This window comes from Bacillus sp. RC252, assembly GCF_044909215.1.
Taxonomy (GTDB): Bacteria; Bacillota; Bacilli; order Bacillales; family Bacillaceae_G; genus Bacillus_A; species Bacillus_A mycoides.
This window is the reverse complement of sequence record NZ_JBIYDV010000028.1, coordinates 13,932-39,859: the sequence shown is the minus strand read 5'-3', so window position 1 is coordinate 39,859 and position 25,928 is coordinate 13,932. Positions and strand designations below refer to the sequence as shown.

The 25,928-nt window shown below is 34.2% G+C and carries 27 protein-coding genes; 6 read left to right on the top strand and 21 right to left on the bottom strand.

Annotated elements, in window-relative coordinates; genetic code table 11:
- The first annotated feature begins 533 nt into the window (after positions 1-533).
- On the top strand, positions 534-704 hold the full coding sequence (locus ABH960_RS27135; RefSeq protein ID WP_002158267.1) for a hypothetical protein: 171 nt from the start codon (positions 534-536) through the stop codon (positions 702-704).
- A 44-nt stretch (positions 705-748) separates the two neighbouring features.
- On the opposite strand, the gene ABH960_RS27130 is transcribed toward ABH960_RS27135, so the two are convergent.
- Positions 749-1,348 carry a nitroreductase family protein gene (locus ABH960_RS27130; protein WP_404449513.1) on the bottom strand — a complete coding sequence of 200 codons (600 nt, stop codon included), beginning with the start codon at positions 1,346-1,348 and terminating at the stop codon, positions 749-751.
- A 248-nt stretch (positions 1,349-1,596) separates the two neighbouring features.
- Positions 1,597-2,550: a D-alanyl-D-alanine carboxypeptidase family protein gene (locus tag ABH960_RS27125; RefSeq protein ID WP_354656799.1), complete on the bottom strand. Its 954-nt coding sequence runs from the start codon at positions 2,548-2,550 to the stop codon at positions 1,597-1,599.
- Between the two features lie 219 nt (positions 2,551-2,769).
- Between ABH960_RS27125 and ABH960_RS27120 the strand changes: the two genes are divergently transcribed.
- The 3 genes from ABH960_RS27120 (at position 2,770) to ABH960_RS27110 (ending at position 4,646) form a co-directional block, all read left to right on the top strand.
- On the top strand, positions 2,770-3,771 hold the full coding sequence (locus ABH960_RS27120) for a S66 family peptidase (protein WP_078206892.1): 1,002 nt from the start codon (positions 2,770-2,772) through the stop codon (positions 3,769-3,771).
- Positions 3,772-3,973: 202 nt separating this feature from the next.
- Complete coding sequence (locus tag ABH960_RS27115) at positions 3,974-4,315, top strand: EamA family transporter (RefSeq protein WP_404449510.1); 342 nt, start codon at positions 3,974-3,976, stop codon at positions 4,313-4,315.
- Positions 4,308-4,646 (top strand): EamA family transporter, encoded by a 339-nt coding sequence (locus ABH960_RS27110; protein WP_002135751.1) that lies wholly within the window; start codon positions 4,308-4,310, stop codon positions 4,644-4,646. The genes ABH960_RS27115 and ABH960_RS27110 overlap by 8 nt, the downstream gene beginning before the upstream one ends.
- Before the next feature lie 35 nt (positions 4,647-4,681).
- On the opposite strand, the gene ABH960_RS27105 is transcribed toward ABH960_RS27110, so the two are convergent.
- The 12 genes from ABH960_RS27105 to ABH960_RS27050 all read right to left on the bottom strand — a co-directional run bounded on the left by ABH960_RS27105 (position 4,682) and on the right by ABH960_RS27050 (position 16,200).
- Complete coding sequence (locus ABH960_RS27105; protein ID WP_404449508.1) at positions 4,682-5,131, bottom strand: DUF6376 family protein; 450 nt, start codon at positions 5,129-5,131, stop codon at positions 4,682-4,684.
- A gap of 245 nt (positions 5,132-5,376) precedes the next feature.
- Positions 5,377-5,598, bottom strand: a complete 222-nt coding sequence (locus ABH960_RS27100) for a hypothetical protein (protein WP_098635386.1) — start codon at positions 5,596-5,598, stop codon at positions 5,377-5,379.
- 195 nt (positions 5,599-5,793) lie between these two features.
- Entirely contained in the window at positions 5,794-7,518 is a 1,725-nt protein-coding gene (cydC, locus tag ABH960_RS27095) for a thiol reductant ABC exporter subunit CydC (protein WP_404449506.1), read from the bottom strand.
- Positions 7,515-9,236 (bottom strand): thiol reductant ABC exporter subunit CydD, encoded by a 1,722-nt coding sequence (gene cydD, locus ABH960_RS27090; protein WP_144512423.1) that lies wholly within the window; start codon positions 9,234-9,236, stop codon positions 7,515-7,517. The genes cydC and cydD overlap by 4 nt, the downstream gene beginning before the upstream one ends.
- Positions 9,236-10,252: a cytochrome d ubiquinol oxidase subunit II gene (gene cydB, locus ABH960_RS27085; RefSeq protein WP_404449504.1), complete on the bottom strand. Its 1,017-nt coding sequence runs from the start codon at positions 10,250-10,252 to the stop codon at positions 9,236-9,238. The genes cydD and cydB overlap by 1 nt, the downstream gene beginning before the upstream one ends.
- Positions 10,239-11,642: a cytochrome ubiquinol oxidase subunit I gene (gene cydA, locus ABH960_RS27080; RefSeq protein ID WP_144512427.1), complete on the bottom strand. Its 1,404-nt coding sequence runs from the start codon at positions 11,640-11,642 to the stop codon at positions 10,239-10,241. Before cydA ends, cydB begins: the two co-directional genes overlap by 14 nt.
- Positions 11,643-12,267: 625 nt before the next feature.
- Positions 12,268-13,323 (bottom strand): LLM class flavin-dependent oxidoreductase, encoded by a 1,056-nt coding sequence (locus ABH960_RS27075; protein WP_098635389.1) that lies wholly within the window; start codon positions 13,321-13,323, stop codon positions 12,268-12,270.
- A gap of 16 nt (positions 13,324-13,339) precedes the next feature.
- Positions 13,340-14,281: a ring-cleaving dioxygenase gene (locus ABH960_RS27070; RefSeq protein ID WP_144512431.1), complete on the bottom strand. Its 942-nt coding sequence runs from the start codon at positions 14,279-14,281 to the stop codon at positions 13,340-13,342.
- A 52-nt stretch (positions 14,282-14,333) separates the two neighbouring features.
- Positions 14,334-14,777, bottom strand: coding sequence for a MarR family winged helix-turn-helix transcriptional regulator (locus tag ABH960_RS27065; protein WP_404449501.1), 444 nt, complete (start codon positions 14,775-14,777; stop codon positions 14,334-14,336).
- A 101-nt stretch (positions 14,778-14,878) separates the two neighbouring features.
- Positions 14,879-15,202, bottom strand: coding sequence for a carboxymuconolactone decarboxylase family protein (locus ABH960_RS27060; protein ID WP_235661805.1), 324 nt, complete (start codon positions 15,200-15,202; stop codon positions 14,879-14,881).
- On the bottom strand, positions 15,199-15,609 hold the full coding sequence (locus tag ABH960_RS27055; protein WP_404449499.1) for a tautomerase family protein: 411 nt from the start codon (positions 15,607-15,609) through the stop codon (positions 15,199-15,201). The genes ABH960_RS27060 and ABH960_RS27055 overlap by 4 nt, the downstream gene beginning before the upstream one ends.
- 45 nt (positions 15,610-15,654) lie before the next feature.
- Positions 15,655-16,200, bottom strand: a complete 546-nt coding sequence (locus ABH960_RS27050) for a DUF4865 family protein (RefSeq protein ID WP_144512435.1) — start codon at positions 16,198-16,200, stop codon at positions 15,655-15,657.
- A gap of 120 nt (positions 16,201-16,320) precedes the next feature.
- Between ABH960_RS27050 and ABH960_RS27045 the strand changes: the two genes are divergently transcribed.
- On the top strand, positions 16,321-17,109 hold the full coding sequence (locus ABH960_RS27045; RefSeq protein WP_002031321.1) for a LysR family transcriptional regulator: 789 nt from the start codon (positions 16,321-16,323) through the stop codon (positions 17,107-17,109).
- A gap of 164 nt (positions 17,110-17,273) precedes the next feature.
- Here the strand turns inward: ABH960_RS27045 and ABH960_RS27040 are convergent, their stop codons facing one another.
- The 7 genes from ABH960_RS27040 to ABH960_RS27010 form a co-directional block, all read right to left on the bottom strand.
- Positions 17,274-18,227: a branched-chain amino acid ABC transporter permease gene (locus ABH960_RS27040; protein WP_088005311.1), complete on the bottom strand. Its 954-nt coding sequence runs from the start codon at positions 18,225-18,227 to the stop codon at positions 17,274-17,276.
- 49 nt (positions 18,228-18,276) lie between these two features.
- Positions 18,277-19,137, bottom strand: a complete 861-nt coding sequence (locus tag ABH960_RS27035; RefSeq protein WP_219302024.1) for a branched-chain amino acid ABC transporter permease — start codon at positions 19,135-19,137, stop codon at positions 18,277-18,279.
- A 21-nt stretch (positions 19,138-19,158) separates the two neighbouring features.
- Positions 19,159-19,860 (bottom strand): branched-chain amino acid ABC transporter ATP-binding protein, encoded by a 702-nt coding sequence (locus ABH960_RS27030; protein ID WP_001196706.1) that lies wholly within the window; start codon positions 19,858-19,860, stop codon positions 19,159-19,161.
- Complete coding sequence (locus ABH960_RS27025; protein ID WP_000149306.1) at positions 19,838-20,611, bottom strand: ABC transporter ATP-binding protein; 774 nt, start codon at positions 20,609-20,611, stop codon at positions 19,838-19,840. The genes ABH960_RS27030 and ABH960_RS27025 overlap by 23 nt, the downstream gene beginning before the upstream one ends.
- A gap of 91 nt (positions 20,612-20,702) precedes the next feature.
- A complete protein-coding gene (locus tag ABH960_RS27020) occupies positions 20,703-21,920 on the bottom strand; it encodes a substrate-binding domain-containing protein (RefSeq protein ID WP_078178798.1) in 1,218 nt (405 codons plus the stop codon).
- Between the two features lie 286 nt (positions 21,921-22,206).
- Positions 22,207-23,124: a CobW family GTP-binding protein gene (locus tag ABH960_RS27015; RefSeq protein WP_170972649.1), complete on the bottom strand. Its 918-nt coding sequence runs from the start codon at positions 23,122-23,124 to the stop codon at positions 22,207-22,209.
- A gap of 117 nt (positions 23,125-23,241) precedes the next feature.
- The gene (locus ABH960_RS27010) at positions 23,242-24,684 is read right to left on the bottom strand and encodes a flavin monoamine oxidase family protein (RefSeq protein WP_404449494.1); all 1,443 of its coding nucleotides are present in this window, start codon (positions 24,682-24,684) and stop codon (positions 23,242-23,244) included.
- A 200-nt stretch (positions 24,685-24,884) separates the two neighbouring features.
- Here ABH960_RS27010 and ABH960_RS27005 point away from each other — a divergent pair, with 200 nt between their 5' ends.
- Positions 24,885-25,829 carry an L-lactate dehydrogenase gene (locus tag ABH960_RS27005; protein WP_002012312.1) on the top strand — a complete coding sequence of 315 codons (945 nt, stop codon included), beginning with the start codon at positions 24,885-24,887 and terminating at the stop codon, positions 25,827-25,829.
- The last annotated feature ends 99 nt before the right edge of the window (positions 25,830-25,928 follow it).

Below are 25,928 nucleotides of genomic sequence, written 5' to 3'. Positions count from 1 at the left end.
AATATTATCAAAGTAAAATATTCATCCAGTTCCATTTTTTAGCAAGAGTTTTATTTTTCACACATCATTTATTTTAAACGATTGAAGTGAATTTAGTGTGAACTTCATGTGAACTTTATCATTAAACAGTGTGTTTTTGCAACGTTTTTTTCAAATTCCTTATGTATTACATCAAAACTTAAAATTCCATATGTTATTTCAATATAGATTTTACACTTTCTATCTAATATGAAAATTCCATTAATCTAATACATAAACACAATATATTTTTCTAGAAAGTTCTTTTTCATGAGGCACACTCTTATCATGACAAAAAACACTTTATTAATCAATAGTATAATATTTTAAGAAAATGAATTCTCTATACTATGCATGATTTTAAACAACGTGATGATTTGTAAGATTTCACGCCCCCTCGAGAACACTCCCATCCCAAAAACACCATTGACTATTTTGTTCCCCTACTAAATATGGAATTATTAGGGTTTTATTGATAGAATATGTATAATCACATAAAAAGAGGAGTTGCATTTGTGGAAAAAATAATAGACGATCACATAAATAATAATATCGAACTTTACTCTGCTCTTACTCACTTATTATCGTTTACAACATTTAAACAGGTAACAATCATTGAAACAAAGAAAAACGAACTAAAAGAGCAAATGAAAACAATTCAGCATAAAAACTCATACCATGTATAAAAAGGTGAACAGATTATATCTCTGTTCACCTTCTATTGTTTATTTTATTTGAAAATTTTCACACGATTTTCTAATGGCTGATATTCTTTATCTCCTGCAGAAACTACCGGTTTACCAAATGGCATTTGCGCAGTTAACTTCCAGTTTCCAGGTACATCCCATTCTTTCCTTACTTCTTCATCAATCAACGGATTATAATGCTGCAATGTAGCACCAAAACCTTCAATCTCTAATGCTGTCCAAATCGCAAATTGCAACATTCCAGAAGATTGCTGAGACCATGTAGGAAAATTATCATTATATAGTGCAAAGTTCTCTTGCAAACTTTCTACTACTTTACTATCTTCAAAATACAAAACTGTCCCATAGCCACTTTTAAATGCATTCATTTTCTCTTCAGTAGGTGCAAAATTATTTTCTGGCACAATTTTTCGTAACGTTTCTTTCGTAACATTCCATAATTTGTCGTGTTGTTCACCTAGTAATACAACAACTCTTGCACTTTGAGAATTAAAAGCCGAAGGTGTATGTTTCACAGCATGATAAATCACTTCTTGAATTCTTTCATCAGAAACTACTTGCTCTTTACTAATCGCGTAAATAGATCTTCTGTCTTCAATTGCTGAGTAAAAATCTTTTGCCATTACAATTCCCTCCAATTTTCATTTGAGGCAGTATCATATGTACGAAGCATATAATGCCTCTTGAACTTATTATTAATAAGTTCTTAACTTAATAATATCAACAAACAAAAACAAACTCAAATGATATCACTTAAGTTTTCACTTCCTATACGTCAAAAAATAAAAAAACAGTTTATTGTCACCAAAATCAAGGTTCAATAAACTGTCTGTCTTATTTTTATAACAATCTAAATCATTTCTTTCTTCACCTAATTAAGCAATTGAAATGCATAGGACATTAATTTATTTGTTTCTGTAAAACGTTTTGTTTTACTTTTTGTCCCCATAACAACTGTAATAACACGATTATCACCTTGTTTTGCAGTACCTGTAAAACAATACCCTGCGCTATCTGTAAATCCTGTTTTTAATCCGTCTATTCCTTCTATATATAAAGCTTTATTATTTTTGTTTAACATCTCATTTGTGCTTGTAACATTAACATTATTAAATGCTAACTGACTTTGACGTAAGTGAGTCACTTCTAATATCTCTGGATAGTCTTTTATAAGATGATACGCTAATTTTGCTACGTCAGCTGCTGTCATTTTCGTTTCACTTCCGTCGGGCTCCTGTAATCCGGAAGCATTCGCGAATTTAGCTTTATCTGACATTTCTAACTGCTTTGCTTTTTCATTCATAAGTTGAACAAAGTTTTTTTCTGTCTTAGCTACATGTTCCGCTAAAGCGACAGCCGAATTATTAGCCGATTCAATCATTAACGCATGATATAAGTCCTTAACAGTTAATGTATCATTTGCTTGCATCGGGATTTTTGCACCCTCTGTTTGTGCCGACTTTGCACTTATTTTCACTGGATCTTCCCAGTGGACTTTCCCATTATGTATACTCTCTAAAACGAGATATGCTGTCATCATTTTTGACATACTAGCAGGGGCAACAGCTTCATTTTCATTATTTTGATAAATAACTTCTCCATTACTCGCATCGATAATAATAGCTGCTTTTGCATCAATTTCTGGTGGTATATATTTTGGTGGAACTACTTTTTCAGATAGCCCTGTTTTAGGTAGCTCTGCCACTTGTAAAGGCTGAGTATCTACATTTGTTTCACTCTTTTGAACTCCTTGGAAAAAGAACCAACATATACCCAGAATTACTACTAATAGGATTGTTAATCTTCCCCATTTTAACCGCTTCATTCTAAAACTCCTTTAACAAACCTTTTATACACTCATGTTTAACCATAACAACAATTACTTTATATCGTCAAGGTAAAAAGCATATTTATTCATCTATAACAATTATAATTTCAACCTCGTTCTCTTTTTCATATGTGTTACACTAAAAACAACGAAATATAAGAATATTCAATTACATTTAAACACAAAAACACTATATAATAGAAAGGATTTATACAAATGATACTTCCAAAAGCATTAAAATATGGCGATACCATTGGCATCTACTCTCCCTCTTCACCAGTAACCTATACTTCTTCAAAGAGATTTGAGCGCGCAAAATTATACTTAGAACAGAAAGGATTTCATATATTAGAAGGTTCACTAACAGGTCAATATGATTATTATCGTTCCGGGAGCATTAAAGAGCGTGCTGAGGAATTAAATGACTTGATTAGAAACCCTAACGTCTCTTGTATCATGTCGACAATTGGGGGACTGAATTCAAATTCATTACTACCTTACATTGATTATGAGACTTTTCAAAAGAATCCTAAAATAATGATTGGCTATTCAGACACAACAGCATTATTACTAGGAATTTATGCAAAAACAGGAATTCCTACATTTTATGGTCCAGCACTTGTTCCTTCTTTTGGTGAATTTGAGCCTTTCGTAGATTGCACATACAAATATTTTGCGGATACTTTATTAACTGATCAACACCTTCCTTACAACATAAACCAGCCGTTATTTTGGTCAGATGAATTTATTAATTGGGAAGAAAAAACGAAAGAAAAAGATCTTCGACCGAACAATTGGATTTCAGTAATTGGTGGGAAAGCTACTGGACGTATTATTGGTGGGAATTTAAATACTATACAAGGTATTTGGGGTAGCCCCTATATGCCACTTATTCAAGATGGTGACATTCTCTTTATTGAAGATAGCTCAAAAGATGCAGCTACTATCGAAAGAAGTTTTTCATTACTTAAAATTAACGGCGTTTTTGATAAAGTTTCAGGTATCATCCTTGGAAAACATGAGCAATTTGATGATTGTGGTACAAATAGAAAACCTTACGAAATATTATTAGAAGTATTACAAAATCAAAAACTTCCTTTTCTAGCCGATTTTGACTGTTGTCATACTCATCCAATGATTACTTTGCCAATAGGTATTCAAGTAGAGATGGATGCAACAAATAAAACGATACAAATTATAGAACAGTGGAAAATCTAACTCTACTAGCTCTATTATTTTCAGCTCTAAAGCTACGCATTGCCTTCTATTGTTTTACATTAGAAGACATGATACTATATATTTTGGAATGTGAAGAAATAAACAAAAATCATTTCAATATGCCTTTTATATATAATAAGAAGCTATTGATTATATACATCGAGTTTACATACGTGTATATAAAGTAAAAGAGAGTGAATATATGAAACCAACTATTAAAAACTATGTATTTTTACATGTGGCCTTCTTGATATATTCTATCATTATGGTTTACATGAAATGGGCATCTCAATTCCCTATTGCATCAATTTCATTTTTTATTGCTTACTTCGGACTTGTTGTACTTTTATTCGGATATGCAATTCTATGGCAACAAGTCATTAAGAACTTTGAAATTTCTAGAGCATATTCACACCGTGGGATTATCATACTATGGTCAATGCTTTGGTCAGTATTCCTGTTTGGAGATACGATACAGTGGAATCACATACTTGGCGCAGCTATTATTATCGTCGGAATTGTGGTGGTGACAAAAGGTGAATAGTTATATGTTATTATTGATATTTGGGATAATTTTAGCCAATTACTCACAAATATTATTAAAAAAGGCTACTTTACAACAATACGATTCTAGAATAAAAGAATATGTGAATCCTTATGTTATCATCGGCTACTTTTTATTTGTAATTAATGCCGGATTAAATGTGATCGCCTTAAAGGGCATGGCATTAAAGCAAGCATCTGCATTAGAATCATTAAGTTATATCATCATTTTAATTTTCAGTTGGTACTTCCTAGGGGAGAAAATCACGAAACGAAAAATCATTGGCAACATTATTATTGTCATTGGTGTAATCATCTATTGTATTCAATAACAAAAAGATCCGTTTATGATAAACGGATCTTTTTGTTATTGCCCTAAATTTTGAACCTTATCTTTCAAATCACGAACTTGTTCTATCGTCTGCATAAGCTCAGAGTCTTTAAACTGCTCTACATTCATTTTTCCTTCCTCTATCTTTGTCATAGATGTATCAATTAATGTATTTAACTTTTCATTATAACCGACGATTTGCTGGTGAAGATCCTTCGCTACATCTGGTGGTGTTAATTCATTAAAAGCTGGTATATCTTGTTTAATTTCAGTAAGTTTCGTTTCTAGTTCTTTCCGGGCTTCCCCATCCTTAACAGCCTTTTCAGCTAATGCTGGCGCTTCATTTGCAAATGCACTTATTTCATTTACATAGTCTGTCGCTTTTTGAGCGTAATCTATGGAGTTCTTCCCTTCCTCTACTAGCGAACATCCCATCAAACCAATTGAAACTACAATTGAAAGTAACATTGTTTTTGTAAACTTCATTTTTACCTCCTAAATAATTTCCATACTTTTATTCATTTATAAACACTTTATTTTCTTCTTATACACTTTATCACATCATATCTTATTTTTTTAATCTTCCTCTTATACATTCTAGAAAAATCATTATTATCCTGTTCAACATGTACCTCGAAACTATCTTCATTTAAATATAAAAACAGACATACTTATTTTTCAGTACGTCTGTTTTCCAGGTACGTATAACTCTCACTAATTAAAGTTTCTCTTTATCCTCTCACATGTCCTATTACTGTTATAATATCTATGTCTATATGTACACTAATAACATCTTCTATAATGTCCGTATATCCTTGGCCTAAAGGTGTTCCGTAATGTAATAAAATTTCTTTTTTTTCATAAACTGACTTCGGTACTGTAAAAATAAATTTCCTCATATTCCGCTCATCAGCAGGCTCCAGAATTAAAACAATGCCATCCTCTTCAAACATATAATCACGCCTTCCAACAATCCATTCACTATGGCTCAAGTATTGCCTTGAAAGGATAGGTTTTAAACACCCTTTCTAACAATATATAACCATTTCATGATCAAATAGCTTATACGGCTTATATGATTTCACCACAAATACAAAAAAACACGAACCTTGAACTACCAAGAATTTGTGTTTTTTTGCATTTCATTCCTATATACCTTTATCAAGCTCATATAACCTACGATATTTCTCATTTTCTTTCAGTAGCTGTTCGTGACTACCTTGCATAGCGATTTGGCCACTATCAAGGAAAATAACTTCATCTACATGTTCAATTCCTACAAGATGATGTGTAATCCAAATAACAGTCTTTTCTTCTGTTGCAGAAAACATTGTTTCTATTAAGGCTAATTCCGTTTTAGGGTCTAAACCGATAGTCGGTTCATCAAGTACAATGATTGGTGTTTCTTGCATAAGAGTTCTTGCAAATGCTACCCTTTGCCTTTCTCCGCCAGAAAACCTCTTTCCCATTTCATGCATTTTTGTTTGTAATCCATCAGGAAGAGAAGCAATGTGTGGTGCTAGCTGTGCTTTCTCTAAAGCTTTCCATATCTCTTCATCATTAGCCTCTGGTTTACCGATCCGCACATTATTTCCAATTGTCGTATCGAATAAATGTGGTTTTTGGTTTAATACAGAAATATATTTTGACAAAAAATCCGTACGAGCTTCTTCACCATTCAATATAACTTGGCCATTCACCGGACGTAGTGCACCAGTTAACAATTTTAGTAAAGTAGATTTCCCTGTTCCACTTCTACCTAAAATAGCAATTTTCTTCCCTGCCTTTATTTGCAATGATACATCTTTTAATACAGGCTCATTACTATCCGGATAATTATACGACACATTACTCAGTTCGATATCTACATGTTTTGATGCAACGTATTCTTTATTTACAGATAACTCCTTACCCTCATCCAAAGCGCTCTCACTTTCTACGCCATTAAGCCGATGAGCAGATTCTACATAAGATGGAATTCGATCGATAGCATCTGATATAGGGATAAGCGCATTTGTCACAGATAATGTCATTAATACGAACGCTGCAATAACTGTAGGTGCAATCTGTTCACTTGCTGCTTGATTTCCAGTCCACATAATCATTGAAATAACTACAATGCCGACTATTAAATGAATGATACTGTCTCGAATATGGTACCAGCGTTTCACTCTCTTTTCTGTCTTTAACAACTGGACATTTTGCTCTACATACGCATTAATAAATTCATCTTTTCTACCACTCGCCTGCCAATCAGATAACCCAAATACAGCATCTGTCAATTGTTGATACAAACGATTTCTTCCTCGCTTCAAAGTAACATGATGTCGTTTCATCAAAAGTAGTGATACGAATGGGAGAAGAAAAACAATAACAGCTAACATACAAGCTGCGATAAGTGCAAATACTAAGTCAAATGCACCGATAACAATTACGAAAATGCTATATACAACTAACGCTAATATACTAGGGAATATTGTACGTAAATATAGATTCTGTAAATGTTCTATATCATCAGACAATACACCTAGTACATCACCAGTTTGAAATCGAGAGCGTAAAAATAACGCCTGTGGTTCTACAATTCTATATAGTTTTGTCCTCATTTTTTCTAAAATTCGTAGAACGACGTCATGCCCAACTAAACGCTCTAAATAATGAAAGACCGCTTGTCCTATACTAAATGCACGCGTTGCGACAATAGGAACATATACAGCCATTACATTTTCCGGTCTGAGAGCAGATTTAGAAATTAAATAACCTGAAATGAAAAGTAACATCGCACCCGAACTAACTCCAAGAAGCCCAAGGAAAATAGTCAAAGTCATTCTACCTTTATTTTGCTGTATATAAGGCTTAATCCAGTTACTCATCGCTCTCCCCTCTCTTCGCTATGAAAATGTAATGTCTCATTCGTTAAAAGTTCTTCATATGTTCCACTTTCTATAACTTTCCCTTTATTAAAAATAAGAATATGATCCATTTGCTTCATCCAATGTAGACGATGCGTTGCAAGAAATACTAACTTACCTTCAAACAGACGTAACATCGATTGCTTTATTTCAAATTCAGTTTCAATATCAAGATGTGCTGTAGGTTCATCTAATAAAATGATTGGCTTTTTACTTAAAAGTGCACGTGCCATAGCGACACGTTGTTCTTGTCCACCACTAAGCATACGTCCACCTTCTCCAATTCTTTCGTACATCCCATGTGGTAATGATGCAACGAGCGAACGAAGACCAACTTCATTAATAACTCTCTCAACCTCTTTATCAATTGTATTCGTTTCATAGAAACAAATATTATCTTTTAATGAAAGCGGAAAAATATAAGGTTGCTGCGGAATATAAGCAATATTTTTTTGCCAATCTTCTCGATTAGATTCACCAATTTCCACACCATTCACTAACATCTTCCCACCCGAAGGAGCTAGAAATCCTGCTAACACATCGATTAACGTTGATTTCCCTGCCCCACTTTCACCAATAATGCCTATAGCACCGTTACCTTGCCAAGTAAAATCAATTCCCTCTAATATAGCCTTTTCAGATTCATCATTATTTACTTTTACATCTTGTAATTTCAAACTACTAGAAGAATTCCATACTATATCTACATTTGAATCTTTCTTTTCTATTTCTTTTTGTTTCTGTAAAATTTCTTCTATTTGCTCCATTGCCAGTTGTCCATCTAATGTAGCATGATAATTCGCTCCAACTTGCTTAATCGGCAGAAAATATTCCGGCGCTAAAATTAAAATCGTAAGAGCTGGCAACAGTATAATTGTCCCATCTATTAACCGTATCCCTAATCCAACTGCTACAAATGCAATTGATAAACTCGTAAAGAAATCTAATGCAAAAGAAGAAAGAAAAGCAACTCGCAAAGTACGCATCGTTGCTTTTCTATATCGTTTACTTACTTTTTCAATCTTTCCTTCGTGCTGTTTACTTTTCCCTAAATACTTTAATGTTTCTAATCCTTTTAACGTATCTACAAAATGATTAGAAAGTACACGATATGTCTCATATTGGCTATCCGCCATTTTCTGCGCTGCTAATCCTAGAAGGATCATAAACATGATCACAATTGGAATCGTTACAACTAATATGATTCCCGACTCAATGTCTAGTGTAAAAACATATAGAACAATTAGCCCTGGAACGATACTACTTCTAATCATTTTAGGAATTGTCAATTCAATATATGTTTTAAATTTCTCAATACCTTCTATCGATAAAGTAACCAGATGACCAGTCCCATTCGTTTGGACAAATCTCGGCCCTAACGTAAAATATGCTTCTATTAACTGTTTACGTAATGCAAATCCTGTTTTTTCAGCGAAACGCTCAACCAATATTTGCGATGTTCGCACTAACATTTGGCGTGCTGCAAACGTGATCCCAAAATAAACAGTTTCATTTAGTACAGCTTGCACTGTTTCTCCATGAAATAAAAATGTGATTGCTCGTGCTAAAAACACTGTCTGCGCAATGATACTACACGCCTCTAAAATGCTAATAAGACTTAAAGTTACATATAAAACTCGGCTACCAGGATACGACGGAAGTCCTCTTTTTCTTTTCATTAGTACTCCAAATCTTTGTCTGACTTAACAGGTTGTCTAAATACATAGAAACTCCATATTTGACTACCGATAACAAACGGTAAAATAGCAAGAGAAAAATAGCTCATCAGTTTTAATGCATAAGGTCCTGATGCCGCATTATAAATTGTCAAATCATTTACCGCTCCTAATGAGCTAATCATGACACGCGGGAACATACCGATGAACACACTTGCACTTAACAAAATGATTGTTAAACTCGTCATAAAGAAAGCCCAACCATCTCTTCTTCTTTTATTTAATAAAGTAGAAACAAATAGCGCTACAAAAGCTCCAATTGGAACCATTAGCCACTCTGAACCATGTGCGGTGAAAATATCTGTTTTCCATAACCCTACAGCTGCAAAAACAAGAAGTGTTATTAATGCAAAAGGTGCAATCTTTGTCGCGGCAATACGTGCGCGTTCTCGTAATTTTCCTGTTGTACGTATAGTAAGGAATTGCAAAGCATGAACAATACATAGAAGAAGAAACATAACTCCCCCAAGTAACGCAAATGGGTGAAGTAATTTCATAAATCCGCCTACCATATTTTTACTTCCATCAATTGGTACACCTGTCATAAAGTTTGCGATTGCAACTCCCCAAAGTATGGGAGGTAGCAAACTTCCAATAAACATGCCCCAATCCCAGAAACTCTTCCATTTATGATTTTCTATTTTCGCACGGAATTTAAAGGAAACACCTCTTATAATTAATGCAAGAAGCATAAACACAAATGGAATATAAAACCCACTAAATAAAGTTGCATACCAGTGCGGGAATGCCGCAAACATAGCGCCACCAGCACAAACAAGCCATACTTCATTTGCGTGCCAAAACGGCCCAATTGTATTTAAATATATACGTTTTTCCAGATCGTTTTTCCCTAAAAACCTTGAAACGATTCCTACACCAAAATCGAAACCTTCAAGTACAAAGAAGCCAACGAATAAGGTTGAGATAATTAGAAACCACAACTCATTAAGAGATAACATACTCTTCCTCCTTATCAAATGGATCATGGCTTTGATAATCCTTTTTCGTTTTCTTATTCGCATGTCCTTTAATGATACGAACGAATAAGTAAACAGTAATTCCTCCAACAATTAAATATAGTGATGTGAATGAAACAAGAGAGAATAATACTTCTCCAAATGAAACATTTGGAGATACTGCATCTTCTGTTTTCATAACACCGAAGACAACCCAAGGCTGACGTCCCATTTCAGTCATAATCCAACCTACTGTATTTCCGATAAACGGTAGTGCAATTGCATATACCATTAATTTTAAATACCAAGTTTTTTCAGCTAAACGATCTTTTCTTGATAAGAACCAGCCGTACACTCCTAGAAGAAGCATGAATGTTCCACTCATTACCATCGCTCTAAAACTCCAGAACATAGTATGTACTGGCGGAATATAATCTCCAGGTCCATATTTTTCTTCATATTGTTTTTGAATTTGATTCATTCCTTCTACTTGACCGCTAAATTTATCGTATGACAATAGACTTAGCATATAAGGGATTTGAATTTCAAACGAATTTTCTTTCTTCTCTGTATCAATTTTTGCAAATACTGTAAATGGCGCTGGATCCTCACTCGTATTCCATAATGCTTCAGCTGCTGCCATTTTCATCGGATGTGTCTTAATTAAATTTTGCGCTTGTGCATGACCGAAAAATAATACCAATGCTGTTGAAATTGTTCCAACAACGATAGAAACTCGGAAAGACTTCTTAAACACCTCAGTCTCTTGTTGTTTTGCGATTTTCCATGCACTAACACCAGCAATAAAGAATGCGCCTGTTGCAAGTGCCGCTGTAATTGTATGCGGGAATTGCACCCATAGTTGTGGATTTTGAATAATCGCCAAGAAATCATTCATCTGCGCACGTCCATCTGCAGCCATTTCATATCCTACCGGGGACTGCATAAATGCACTTGCAGTTAAAATCCAAAATGCTGATAACATTGTTCCTATTGAGAGGAGCCAAATACATAAAAGGTGAACTCGCTTCGGAAGTTTATCCTCACCGAATACCCATAAACCTAGGAATGTAGACTCAATGAAAAATGCTAATAAACCTTCAATTGCAAGTGATGGTCCGAAAACATCACCAACAAAACGTGAATACGTTGACCAGTTCATACCAAACTGAAATTCTTGTAAAATACCTGTTACTACACCTACTGCGAAGTTAACAAGGAATATTTGTGTCCAAAACTTTGTCATCTTCTTATAAATTTCTTGTCCCTTTACCACATACAACGTTTGCATTAACGCAATGATAAAAGCTAAACCTATAGACAGCGGAACGAAAAAGTAATGAAAAATCGTTGTTGATGCAAATTGTATTCGTGCCAATTCGAGCGTTTCCATGCTAAAGTCACTTCCTTCATATTTTTTTATATCGTAATATCGATTGAATTGTATGAATTCACTTCATAACGAACAATTCAATCATGTGGAAATACAAAAAGATAAATTCGTTTATGTACTTTCTGAAAATATAGATTGTCAGTTTTTTAGATAATTACAAAAGAACTTTCTTCATACGATTTACCTTTTCACTATTTCAGTAGTGTTTTATTCGTTAATCGAATTGTATAATATACTTACATAATAAATTCAGGTGATTTTTGACGTATTATTGACAGGATTTTGTCTGAAATATGTCTTTTGTAATTTTTTTGAATTTGATTTCTCACATTTTAAAAACGTACTTTTCAAACATACAACACACTCTTATATCAATTGTTATTATGTTTTTCTCTTCATACGCTTGACTTTACCCTTGAAAAATGTCCTCGAATCAAACCTAGAAATATGCTAGTTTTTTGTCAAGAGAAAAATGTATTTCCAAAATTCAAATCAACAATATTGTTATTCACAAATAGAAAAAAACCCCCCTTTCTCTAGACATAAAATTCGTTTTTTTGTCATTTTTCAAACAGACTAAATAAAAAAGTACCGAGAATAAATTATATTCCCGGTACTTTAATCATTATTTCGTTGTATATTTTCTAACAGCCGGCATAATTTCGGTAGCAATTAATTCAATGTTTTTCTCAATCTTATCAAATGGTACACCGCCAAAATCAATCTGTGCCATAAAACGTTGCTGTCCAAATAATTCATATTGATAAAGCATTTTTTCAATAATTTGTTGCGGGCTACCAATCATTAACGCATCACGGTGATCTACTGCGTTAGTAAATTGTTGTTTTGGATACCCACCACCGCGTAGCGCAAGCATACCAGCATTAATATGAGGATAATATTCACTAAGTGCATCTTGTGAATTTTCTGCTGTATAAAATAAACTTGTTGTCGCAATTGGTAATGTTGCTGGATCAAAACCACTTTGCTCAGCTGCTTCACGATATGCATCAACCGAAACTTTAAAATTAACAGCTGGGCCACCAAGTGTCGTAAGCATCATTGGTACACCTGCGCGTCCTGCCTTAATTGCACTAGCAGGTGGCCCTCCAACAGCACGCCAAATTGGCATATTGTTATTTTTAGCTCTCGGTATAATTGCCGCATGTTCAAGTGGCGTTCTAAACTGCCCTTTCCATGTTACACTTTCTTCTTTATTTATTTTTAATAAAAGATCCATCTTCTCTTCAAATAGTTCTTCATAATAATTTACATCGTAACCAAGTAAACTATATCCCCCAATACGAGATCCACGACCAGCAACGATTTCAGCACGACCACTAGAAATTAAATCAATTGTGGCAAAATCCTCATATACACGAACCGGATCTGACGTGCTTAATACTGTTGCGGAACTCGCGATTTTAATGTTTTTCGTAGCTTGTGCAATAGCTCCTAAAATAACTGTATGAGCTTGCGTTGTAAAATGCGCTTGATGACTTTCACCGACAGCAAACACATCAATTCCAGCTTCATCTGCTAACTTAGCTGTTTCAATTAGTTCATGAATTCTTTTTTCTGCACTTATTTTCGAACCATCATGCGGATTTAAAATATGATCTCCAATTGAATATAATCCAAATTCAATTCCCTTACTTGTATCAATACGGTATTTTTCCATAGTTGCTCTCTCCCTTTTAATTAAGTGGTATTAATTTCTCTTCAATCTCTTTTCTTCTCTCTTCTAAAAATGGTGGTAAATCCAGCTCTTTTCCTAATTCTTCAACTGCTGAATCTACTGTAAATCCTGGTCCATCCGTCGCAATCTCAAATAAAATGCCATTTGACTCACGGAAATATAAACTTTTAAAATAAAAGCGATCGATAATCCCTGTTGATTGGAACCCTTTATCTTTCACCGCTTCATTCCAATAACTCAGTTCTTCATCATTTTTCACACGAATAGCTAAATGATGAATACTTCCTTTTCCTGGTCTTTCACTCTCTCCATCTTGCTGTTTCACCAAAATTTCTCCAAAAGATTGACCATCAATAGATTGATAAATCCCCTCATCGTCTGAACGAGATACTTCTTTATAACTAAACAAACCTGTTAATGTTTTTGATAATTTATTTAAACTGCGCACTGTCATTTCAACTGTTCCCATGCCTAAAATACGATGATTCTGCTCTACAGAAGATTCATCCCATGCAGTCCAATATTCAGGCACCTCTTCATCTTTATTATTTAACAGCACTAACCGTAGACCATCTGGATCTTCAAAGTGCAGTGCGTCTCTTCCGGCGTAAGTTGTAATTTCCCCATGCGCCACCTGGAGTGACTCAAAACGTCTCTTCCAAAATGTAAGACTTTCTATTGAAGGTACGAGCAAGCCTATTTGTGTTATTGCATTTGTACCACGGATTGTTCTACCTACATTCGGCATTTCAAAAAATGATAATTCAGTTCCGGCACTCCCTGTTAAATCACCATAAAACAAATGATACATAAATGGATTATCTTGATTGACTGTCTTTTTCACCCGGCGTAATCCTAAAACATCTCGATAAAAATTATTATTCGTTTTCGCATTTTTAGTCACCATAGAAATGTGGTGATGTCCTGGAATTGTATACATAAAACTTCCTCCTCTTTATCACTTGATTAGTCAATTGATTAAGTAAAAAAAATTACTCATTCGGTAATTCTTTTTTTTCACTATGCTTATGAACTTTTGACATCAACTCGTATAGTATTTTCTGCTCTTCTTCATTTAATACATCATCAAAAAATGATGATTGAAATGCAAGTTGCTCTGGCAATGCTCTTTCTAAAGTCGCTTCCCCTTGCCCTGTAAGACTAATTGTTTTCGTTTTCCAATCTTGTTTTCGTATAATATATCCTTCTTTTTCAAGACGTGTTAACATTCGAGAAATACCGCCTTGTGTAACGGTAACCTTTTCTGCTAACTCCATTTGTGTTAATGGCTGATAAGTCCGTATTTGCAAAAGCACATCAAATTGGGCTGTTGTTAAATCAAAACGTTTTAAAAACTCATTTGACATTTGATTACTTTGGTTCGTAAATCGTATTAAACGTAGCCATATTAACGATCCTATCGTATTTTCACGCATGTTTCATCACTTCCTAGCGTTGATCTTACTATCACTTTACCACTCAAGTGATAGTAATGCAAGTAGAAATATGTTAAAAATACCTCCCAAAATCATTATTCTTAACTTTCCATTTCATTCATTGCTATATTTAAAGCTGCCACAGCTTTTGGCCAACCAACGTAAAAAGCCATATGTGTTATTAATGCAACTAATTCATTCTCCATTATCCCATTTTGTTTAGCTAGCTTCAGATGAAATGATAATTGTTCTGTATTACCAAGACTGATTAGCGCCGACAATGTACATAAGCTTCTTTCTCTTAATGTTAAAGCGGCATCCCGCCACACTTCCTCAAATAATATCTCTTCACTATAATGAGAAAATACAGGTGCTATTTCTCTCATTTTCTTTGGAATATAAAATTCAATTGGTTCATTCATCATTTTGCTCCCTTCATTTTTACCAATTGTGCCATCCCTTGACCAAATGACCAGTTTTCAGCAGCTGTCTCATGTAATGTAATAAAAATGTCAGTAACTTTTACGCTGGAACATTCCGAAACTTCAAAGGATATAGATTGATACAAACCTTTTTTCTGTTGTACTGTTCTTCCAGGTCCACATGTAATAGAAACATGAATCATATTCTCAGTTCTCATTTCTCCTCTTTCCAACAAATAATATGGATTATACAAAAATTGATTTCGTTGATAAGGTAAAAATATTTGAAAATAATCATTTTCAGGGATGTTAAAATGTTCAATTAATGAAAGATGGATACATTCACCTATCTTTTTCAACTCTTCTTTATTTACTATATCTTCATGATAATAAACGTTCACAAAAGGCATACATTTTCATTCCTTTTTCTTAATTTAGCATTCAACAACATATCCTCATGAAATATGTAAAATCTCATAAATAGTAACATCGTCCATTACATCTATTTCAGGCTTTTCCTTATAAAAACTGAATTGACTATATCGCCACTTATCCGGATTATAAACTATTACATTTCCTAAACATTTTTCTATGTTTTGCACATTTTCATTTACTTTATTTAATTGCGTCCCAATCAGCGATTTACTTTGAGAAATACTCCCTGCATATTCAACAGCATATCTACTTTTTCTAAAATCATTACTTAAATTAACAACTAATGGAACACCTATATTTATTTGTTGCCACCCAAACGATTGCAAAATATTATCGTAATACCCTTCGAATATAAATTTGTTCATCCCTTCATGACCATTCCACATATATAAAGGTGCATAACAGTTATAGAAATTCCCATCCTTACCTGTCTCAGTAATTAAATAAGCCTTAAAATTTAGTTCTTGAAAACCATCAGTTTTAAACCCATTATCCTTTACCCTTTTTTTAATAATCTCCATGTCATAATCCTTTGGTAAAATGACCTTATATTGCATACCAATCATGTTTATCACTCACTTTCGATCTTATATACATAATGATAAACCGATGATCGGCTGACGTAAAATAGGTATAAATTATGTTTGATATCATTTATAATGATACCGTATAAGGGGCTGAAATGAATGGAAATAAATGATCTTATTATATTTAAAACTGTAGCTAACGAAGGATCTATTAGTAAAGCTGCTAAAGAGCTAGGCTATGTACAACCAAATGTAACTGAGCGAATCAAAAAATTAGAACAAGAATTAGAAACACCTTTACTACATAGAGATAACAAAGGTGTCTCCCTGTTACCTTCTGGTGACATTTTATTAGACTACACGAATAAAATATTAGCTCTTTTAGAAGAAGCGAAAGATGAAATTAAAACAAGTGCTTCTTCTTATGTAATAGCGACGTCACAATCTATTTTGACTAATTATTTAAGTATGCGTATTAAAGAAAATTTCAGGAATTATCAAATATATATAGAAAGTAGTAGCCATTTACAAAAACTACTACAGCAACAAAAAGTTGATATGGTCATAACTTATGAGGATTATCCCGACGCAGCGTTTAAAAAAGTATTCACCACTTCAATTTCTGTAGGCTTATTAAAAGCGAAAGAACAGTGTAACATTGACTTTTCAAAAGAACTTTTCTTTGTTAGTAACGATAAAAAGTGCCCTTTTAGAAATATGACAATACAATTTCTAAAAGAAAACAATCTATCTCAGCATCAACTTCAACAGTTAGATTCTTATTCGCTTATTGAAGAGTTTATTGTTGAGGGAAATGGGATAGCTTTTTTACCGATTAGAAATGATAAATTAGTTCCAGTTGAAAATGTCGCGGTTGAAAAACTACCTATTAACTTCTTTACAACTCGAGACTTAGATAAAGTGATTCCAGGTGAACTATTTAATTAATAAAGAGGCTACACTTGTCGTATTTTACGGGTAAATAGATATCCCTTTTCGAATCGCTAATATAACTTCATATACTATCGTACGGCCTAATAAAATAAAAAGGGATGTTACCTAGTTAATATGTTTAACTACTAGGACATCCCTTTTCATCTTGAAGACTTATTTTACACGTTCTGCTCCACCCCTGTGCTCTTCTCCTTCTTATCCCTTTTAAAATTCTTCAACTTCTTAACTGTTCCAACTAACCCTTTCGGAAAAACTAGAAGCACGATAATGTATAATAAACCAAGAATAATCGTCCACCTTTCAAAAATCGGATACTCTGTAGCTAGTTCTGATAAATAATATTTTAGTGATTCAATAATTCCTGCTCCAGCAATAGCTCCGATTAACGTTCCAACTCCCCCAATCATTGTCATCAATAATGCATTTAATGTCATTTCAATTGAAAATACAGTTGTATTAACAAAGCGTAAAGTGATAACAAATAAACCACCGCTAATCGCTGCAACTACTCCTGCAACAACACTAGCAATAATTTTATAATGAAGCACTTTATAGCCAAGTGCTTCAACTCGTTGTTCATTTTGTGAAATCGCCTTTAACACTTTCCCAATTGAAGATTTTGTGAAAAGACGTAACAAAATGAAAATACTGATTAGACATATAAATGTTATATAATAAAATGTAAAACGATCACGGAATATATCTGGTACACGAAATGTAAATCCATCTCCTCCATGAGTCAGTGAACGCCATTTTTCAGCAAGTACAAAAAACAGCTGGGAAATAGCGAGCGTTAACATTGCATAAAAATGACTTTTCAAACGTAATGAAAGCATACCAATTATATAACTAACGATGGCTGATACAATAATTGCGGCTGCTATTCCTATGAAAAAGTTCATTATAGACACCCCTTGCCGATCAAATAAGAGTGCCACACCGTACGCCCCTATTCCAAAGAACATACAATGACCGAATGAAACAATACCCGTATATCCAAGGAGAACATCAAAACTCATAGCGAAAATAGCAAAGATGAAGATTTGAGTGAACAAAATTAACAAGCTCCGTGAATCATTTACGAATGGAAATACACTTAAACAAATGAGCATAAATACTCCGAAGTATACTTTAATTCGATTTGATGTGCTGTTCACCGTTTCACCCCTTTTCACCAACAAGGCCCGTTGGCTTCACTATTAAGAAAAATAGTAACATTAACATATTAATTGCAAGTGATAAATCCGGTATAAAATATGCTGTAAAAGCACCAGCTAATCCAACAATTAAAGAAGCGAGCGCTGAACCTTGTACGCTACCTAACCCTCCAATGATAACTACTATAAAGGCTAAAATTGCATACTGCATACCCATCTCAGCGAAAATAACTCCTGAATATGGTGCTAGTAGAAAACCACCTAACGCCGCCATCCCTGCTCCTAATAAAAAAACAAACGAGAATATCGCTTTTACGTTAATTCCGAGAGCTTGAACCATCTCTTTATCCATTACACCAGCGCGAATCATAAGTCCTATCTTTGTTTTTTTCAGTAGCAATAGTAAAGCGATGTAAATTAGTATCCCAACTAAAATAACGAATAGACGATATTTAATTAATATAACGCCTTCAAATGTATAACTACCTTGTAACCATAACGGTAATTTAGCACCAATTGGATTTGGCCCCCAAAATACTTTAATACATTCACTAAGTACAAGCATTCCTCCAAGCGTCACAAGAAGCTGGCGAACATGATTTCCATATACCGGTCTAATAAGGAATCTTTCTAAAATGAATCCAAGAAACATCCCCATAGAAATTGCTCCAATTAAAGCGAGTAAATAGCTTCCAGTTGTATTAAATATCCATACACCTGTAAAAGCTCCCCATGCAAATAACCCACCATGTGCGAAGTTTAGAACGCTCATTAAACCGAAAATAAGTGAAAGACCTGACGCTAATAAAAAAATGAGCATCCCTGTTGAAATCCCATTTACAAATAAATTGATTAACACATCCATCCTTCTCACCCCGGATTCATGTTAAGAGATTCCTAAATATTTGTGACACATTTCCTTATCCTCTTTTAATTCATGCATAAAACCGTTATGAACAATTCTTCCGTTATCCATAATATAAAAGTAATCACCAATTTGACTAGCCATCATAAAGTTTTGTTCAACGAGTAAAACTGTTGTTTTCTCTTTCATCTTCAAAATGGCTATCATTAATTTTTCTATCATAATGGGCGACAAGCCTTTACTCGGCTCATCAATAAGTAATAAACCATCACTATTAATAAATGCTCTTGAAATTGCTAGCATTTGCTTTTGCCCTCCGCTTAAGAGTCCGCTTTTTTTATGCCAAAATTGCTTTAAATCTGGAAATAATTCAAGCATCCAGTCTATTTTTTCTTCCGCTTCTTCTCCCTTCCCCCTAGCAAGAGCGAATGTTTCTTCTACTGTCAGGTCGTGAAAAATACCTTGATTTTCTGGTACATACCCTATTCCTTTCCTTGAAATTAAATGTGTAGATAATCCATTTACTTGTGTACTATCATAATAAATTTCACCATGTGCGATATGGTGAAATCCCATAACCGAACGTAATGTCGTAGTCTTCCCTGCCCCATTTCTTCCAAACAGTACAGTAATCGTTCCTTTCTCAACAGTAAGAGATACCCCTTGTAAAATATGAAACTGATCTAAATACGTCTCTATATTATTCACTTGTAATAGTGCCACTATATAATCCCCCTAAATAAGCACTTTGTACACGCTCATCTTTCATCATTTCTTCGGGCAAACCTTCAGCCAATAACTCTCCATGGAATAAAACGATAAGATGGTCTGACAAACCTAGTACCATATCCATTTTGTGTTCAATAAGTACAATTGTACTCTCTGGATGTTTCTTAATATTTTCAATCACTTGTAAAATAGCCGGTACCTCCTCAACTGATATACCTGCCGTCGGCTCATCAAGTAGTAACACATCCGTTTTTAAAGCTAATAACATCGCAAGCTCTAACTTTCGTTTTTCCCCATGCGCTAGATCTTTCGCTAATACATGTTCTTTCTCGTGAAGTAATACTGTTTTTAAGAAACGTCTCGCCTCTCCAACTTGTTGCTTAAATTTTGCCGAACTCGGAAAAAAACTATAGTAATCTTGCACAAATGATTGAACACTTAAACGAACATTTTCAAGTACCGTTAACTCTGGGAATATATTTGTAAGTTGAAAAGAACGACCAATTCCTAATCGAGTACGATCCGAAATTGATAAATTTGTAATCTCTTGTCCTTTAAAATATACTTCACCCTTTGTTGGAGAAATTTGTCCACTTAGTAAATTGAATAGCGTTGTCTTTCCTGCACCATTTGGTCCAATAATTGAAATGAGCTTTCCTTTTTGTACTGTTAAATTCACATCCTTAATAACATGATGCTCGCCAAAAGATACGCAAAGATTTTTCGTTTCTAGCAAATGTGTCACGAAATCCCTCCCTTTAAAGCTTTAAGTATGAAAGAAATACGTATAAAGAGGGTGTACTCCCTCTTTATACGTAAACAACAGAAAATTCAGTCTATTTATTTTGAACTTGGGGTTCTGTCTCTTTCATCGTTAATTCTCGCTCTAATACTGGCACCGGATAATCAACACCATCTTGCTTTTTCAATGTGATAGAATAAAGTGTCTGCATCGCTTGGTGATCTTTTTCTCTAAACTTCATCTTTCCTTTCGGTGTATCAAATTCCATTCCTTCCATTTTCTTAATCAATGTATCTACATCTGTATCACCTTTTGTTTTCTTTAAAGCTTCTACAATTGAAATTGCCGCTGACATTCCTCCTGCTGTAAATAAATCTGGCACCGCACCATTAAATCGTTTTTTATGTTCTTCAACTAACCAATCATTCACCTTATTTTTCGGAAGTGTGTGATAATAAACAGAAAAACCTTGCATTCCTACTAACGCATCCATCGTTTTTAATGCCGGTATATCTGGTGCACCGGTAGAAATTTTAATACCCTGCGCTTCCACATTCATATCTTTTAACTGTTTCCAAGGTGAATTTGCCCCTGCCCAAACGATAAATAAATAATCCGGCTTTGAGCTAATGATATTTTGAATATTTGCAGTGAAGTCAGTCGAATTTGTATCAGCATATTGCTCGTTTACAATATTCGCACCTAATTTCTTTGCTCCAGCTTTAAATGCCGCAATTCCCTCACGGCCGTAAGCATTATCTTGTGCTAACGTTGCTATTTTTACATCTTTTTTAGCAATTGCCGCAGCACCAGCGACTGCATCTTGAGATGAATTTCTACCTGTTCTAAAAATATATTTATTCCAGTTCTTCCCGGTAATACTATCAGCTACTGCTGGTTCTACAACCATTATTTTTTCATATTCTTCTGCAAGTGGTAAAACCGCTAATGTATCACTTGAACTAGACGATCCGACTAAAAAATCGACTTTCTCTTCTTCTAATAATTTCGTAGCTTTTTTAACTGCTACATCAGCTTTTGTTTCCGTATCTTCTACAACAAACTTAATCTTCTTCCCTTCCACTTTCCCAGTTCCACCCGTTGCATAGTCTAACCCTAATTCAAATCCGTTCACTGTTTGTTTTCCATATGATTCTAATGGACCTGTTAATGAAGCAAGAACCCCTACCTTAATCGTCTTTTCATCCTCTGTACTTGTTTTCTTTCCTGAACAAGCTGCCGTTATTAATAACGAACCTAACACACAACCAGTAGCCACCATTCTTAGCCATTTACGTTTTTTCATCGACATTGTGATCCTCCCCATATTTTACTTTCTGATAGAATCAAACACGCCAAATTCCCCTGTCCGTAATCATGACTTTAAAATTGGTAATGGAAAACTCTTGTAGTAACCTCTACATTCGGCACAAATCTATAATCACCTTCCTATTAAATGGAAACGGACATACAATCAATATATATTCCGTTGTTCAAATGAAATTACTGTTTCACTACAGTAATCATCACGCAAAAAGCTGCAAATAATTAACTTAATTCATTAAGTCAATTATTTGCAGCTTACCTAAAAAAAATGATTAATTATTTTCGACTTTCTCTAACCCCTCAACCAATTGCTTCTTATCTAGCCCTTCTCCTATTACTACTAAGTTTGTCGGGAAACCGAAGTCTTGCTCCAGTAAAGTTGGTACGCCAAATGAATATTGGAATAAGTGAGGGTATTTATCTCCATGGAATTTCACAAATCCTTTTACACGATAAATGCTATCTGGTAAATTCGAAAGCCATTCGTATAATTTATCTTGATCAATCGATTTCGTAAATTGATACGTCATCGTTTGTATATGTAAATGCTGTTTAACATGAAGTGTCTCATGTTCTCCATCTCTCACAAATTCAGCTTCTTCTATATCTTTTAAAGATATATTACAATACTTTGTTTCAAACAATTTCGCATGATTATTTATTGCTTTTACGTCTTCAAGTACTTTGTTCTTATCCGAATCTGTTAATAAATCTGATTTATTAATAAGAATATGACTTCCATATTTCATTTGCTCATGTAATAGCTGTTGTACATTTGCACTTAATATACTTCGGTTTAACCATCTTACTGCATCTAATACGACTACTATAGATTTCACTTCAAGGAAAGGAGCTAAAATTGGTGATACACATGCATCTAACACTTCAATTGGATGTGCGACACCTGTTGTTTCTATATAAATTACATCTGGTCTTTCTTGTTGATATAAAGAATGTAATTGAATTTCAAGCTCTTCTTTTAACGTACAACAAATACATCCTTTCAGAAGCTCCCTTAACACATTCTCTTTTCCAATAATATCTGTATCTACCGAGTATTCACCGATTTCATTCATCAAAACTGCAACTTTTCGATTTTTCTTCTTTTCTGCTAATAATAAATTTTGCAGCAATGTTGATTTTCCGCTACCTAAAAAACCACCTAATATATGAATTTCTACTTTACTCATTCGACCGACCATCCATTTCTCTACTTCAAATTTCTTCAAAGCGTAATTATTACGATTTATATTTATCATTTTATTAAAAGAATACCTATTTGTAAACAAAACTGCTAGATTATCGTTTCATTTTCCATTCACTTCATGAGCAACTCTAATTCCAGACTCGATTGCTCCTTGCATCCATCCATGTGTTAATGTCGTATGTTCTCCTGCAAAGTGCACTCTACCCGCTGGCGGCGTAATATATGGAAACAATTCAAGCTCTTGCCCTGGTTCAAAAGCTGTAAATGCTCCGCAAGAATACGGATTTTGACTCCAGCTAAAAGATTCTCCCACAACATACTCACTATAAACCACATTCCCATAAATTTGCGCTAAATTTTTCAATGCATAACGAATACGATCTCTATGCGAGAGACTATCCCACGTTAACGCTTCATCTGCCCACGTATAGCTTGCTATAACGATAGCTGCCCCTGGTGACTGAATGCCATAGCTCGGATAATATGTAAAGCGGATAGGTAAATCTGTAATTGACTTACCACCATATTGTCCTGCTCTTTCCCAAAATCTACTTTTAAACTCTATCGCAATTTTAGTTGAAGCAATATAATTTAATTCACGAATTGCCCGCCTTTTATAATAAGAGAATAAATGATATGGCTGAACTTCTGCAAATCGCAAAGCTGAAAATGGAATTGTGACAATAGCGATGTCACCAGTTACTATAAATGAATTTAACGTTTGTTCATGTGTTACTTGCATCATTACTTTATTATCTTCCTGTATAATTTTTTCTACTTTATACGACATAAAAATATTATCCTTTAGCTCTGGTAAAAATGAATTTGGTAATGCGTCCATCCCGCCTGTTATCTCATAATATTTCGTCGTTGAAGTGAAAAAGATCATTTCGCGTAATACTTCAATTAAAGACATTCCCATGTATGCTTCCATATCAAGAAGTACCCCGATCATATCTATTGCCCCATCTGAATAATACTCGGTTAAAAATGAACCGAGCGAATATGTTTTATACTTTTTTTCAACAATAATCCAGTTTTTATTAGGATCTTTCTTAATATAATTAAGTATCGGTTCCAATACCTCTAACATTAACCCTTCTGCCGTTTTCCCTCTTTCTTTATCTAAAACTGGATATCCAAGTACACTTGGATCCTTTTCAAACACATCCAATCTCGTTCTTTTGTTATTCGTATAAATTATATCTGAAGAAGTTTTATTAATAAAAAGGTTTAACGGTAGTTTAAATTTACGAATGTAAGCTAAAGTTAAATCATGAGTATCCGGAATACGCATAGGACCTGCGTTAAAATATAATCCTGCGCTAAATGGTTCACGAATCGTATACACTCTGCCACCTATTCTGTTATTTGCTTCTATAATCGTTACCTCATGCCCAGCCTCTTTTAATAAAGATGCTGCAACTAATCCAGATATCCCTGCACCGGCAACTGTAATCCGTTTGGGTTTGGGGTTATTCGTTTTGGCAAGCCCTTCATGAACAATTTGAAGCATTTGTTCCATCGATAATGGATTCCCCATGCCAATTCCCCTTTTACGAAGGATTTTACTGAATTATATTCGTTTAACAGGATTCCTATGTTTCATTCAAGTAATTGAGCGGATACATTTTCAAATACTTGAATATCTTTTATAAAATGTAATAAAATAGATATGAAATTATAGAAGTAAGACGTATTATCTTACATAATAAAATTTATGAAATAGCGAGGAATTTTGAAATGAAAAAAGGTATTAACCGTGTTGTATTAGTAGGAACAGGAGCAGTTGGGTGTAGTTATGCTTACTGCATGATTAACCAAGCTGTAGCTGAAGAATTTGTTTTAGTGGATGTAAATGAAGCAAAAGCTGAAGGAGAAGCAATGGACTTAAGCCATGCCGTTCCTTTCGCACCAGCTCCAACAAAAGTTTGGAAAGGTAGTTATGAAGATTGTAAAGACGCAGATCTTGTTGTAATTACAGCTGGATTGCCACAAAAGCCAGGTGAAACACGTTTAGATTTAGTTGAGAAAAACGCTAAAATTTTCAAGCAAATTGTTCGTAGCATTATGGATAGCGGCTTTGACGGTATCTTCTTAATCGCAACAAACCCTGTAGATATTTTAACTTACGTAACTTGGAAAGAATCTGGATTACCGAAAGAACGCGTAATCGGTTCTGGTACAACTCTTGATTCTGCTCGTTTCCGCTATATGTTAGGTGAGTACTTCGATATTGGACCTCATAACATTCACGCTTATATTATCGGAGAGCACGGTGATACAGAACTTCCGGTGTGGAGTCACGTATCAATTGGTATTCAAAAACTACAAACGCTTCTTGAAAAAGACAACACATATAACCAAAAAGATTTAGATGATATTTTCGTAAACGTTCGTGATGCAGCTTATCACATTATTGAACGAAAAGGTGCTACATACTACGGCATCGGCATGTCACTTTTACGTGTTACGAAAGCAATCTTAAGCAATGAAAACAGCGTATTAACTGTATCAGCATATCTTGAAGGTCAATACGGCCAACAAGATGTTTATATCGGCGTACCTGCTGTTTTAAACCGCGGCGGTGTTCGGGAAATTTTAGAAGTTGAACTAAGTGAAGAGGAAGAATTAAAATTCGATCACTCTGTTCAAGTGTTGAAAGAAACAATGGCTCCTGTTCTTTAATCATATTTTCCAATCAAAAAAGCCATCCGATTTATATTGGATTGCTTTTTTATACTTTTATAGTTCCCCCTCAATTTAAACGGTAATATTATCTATAAA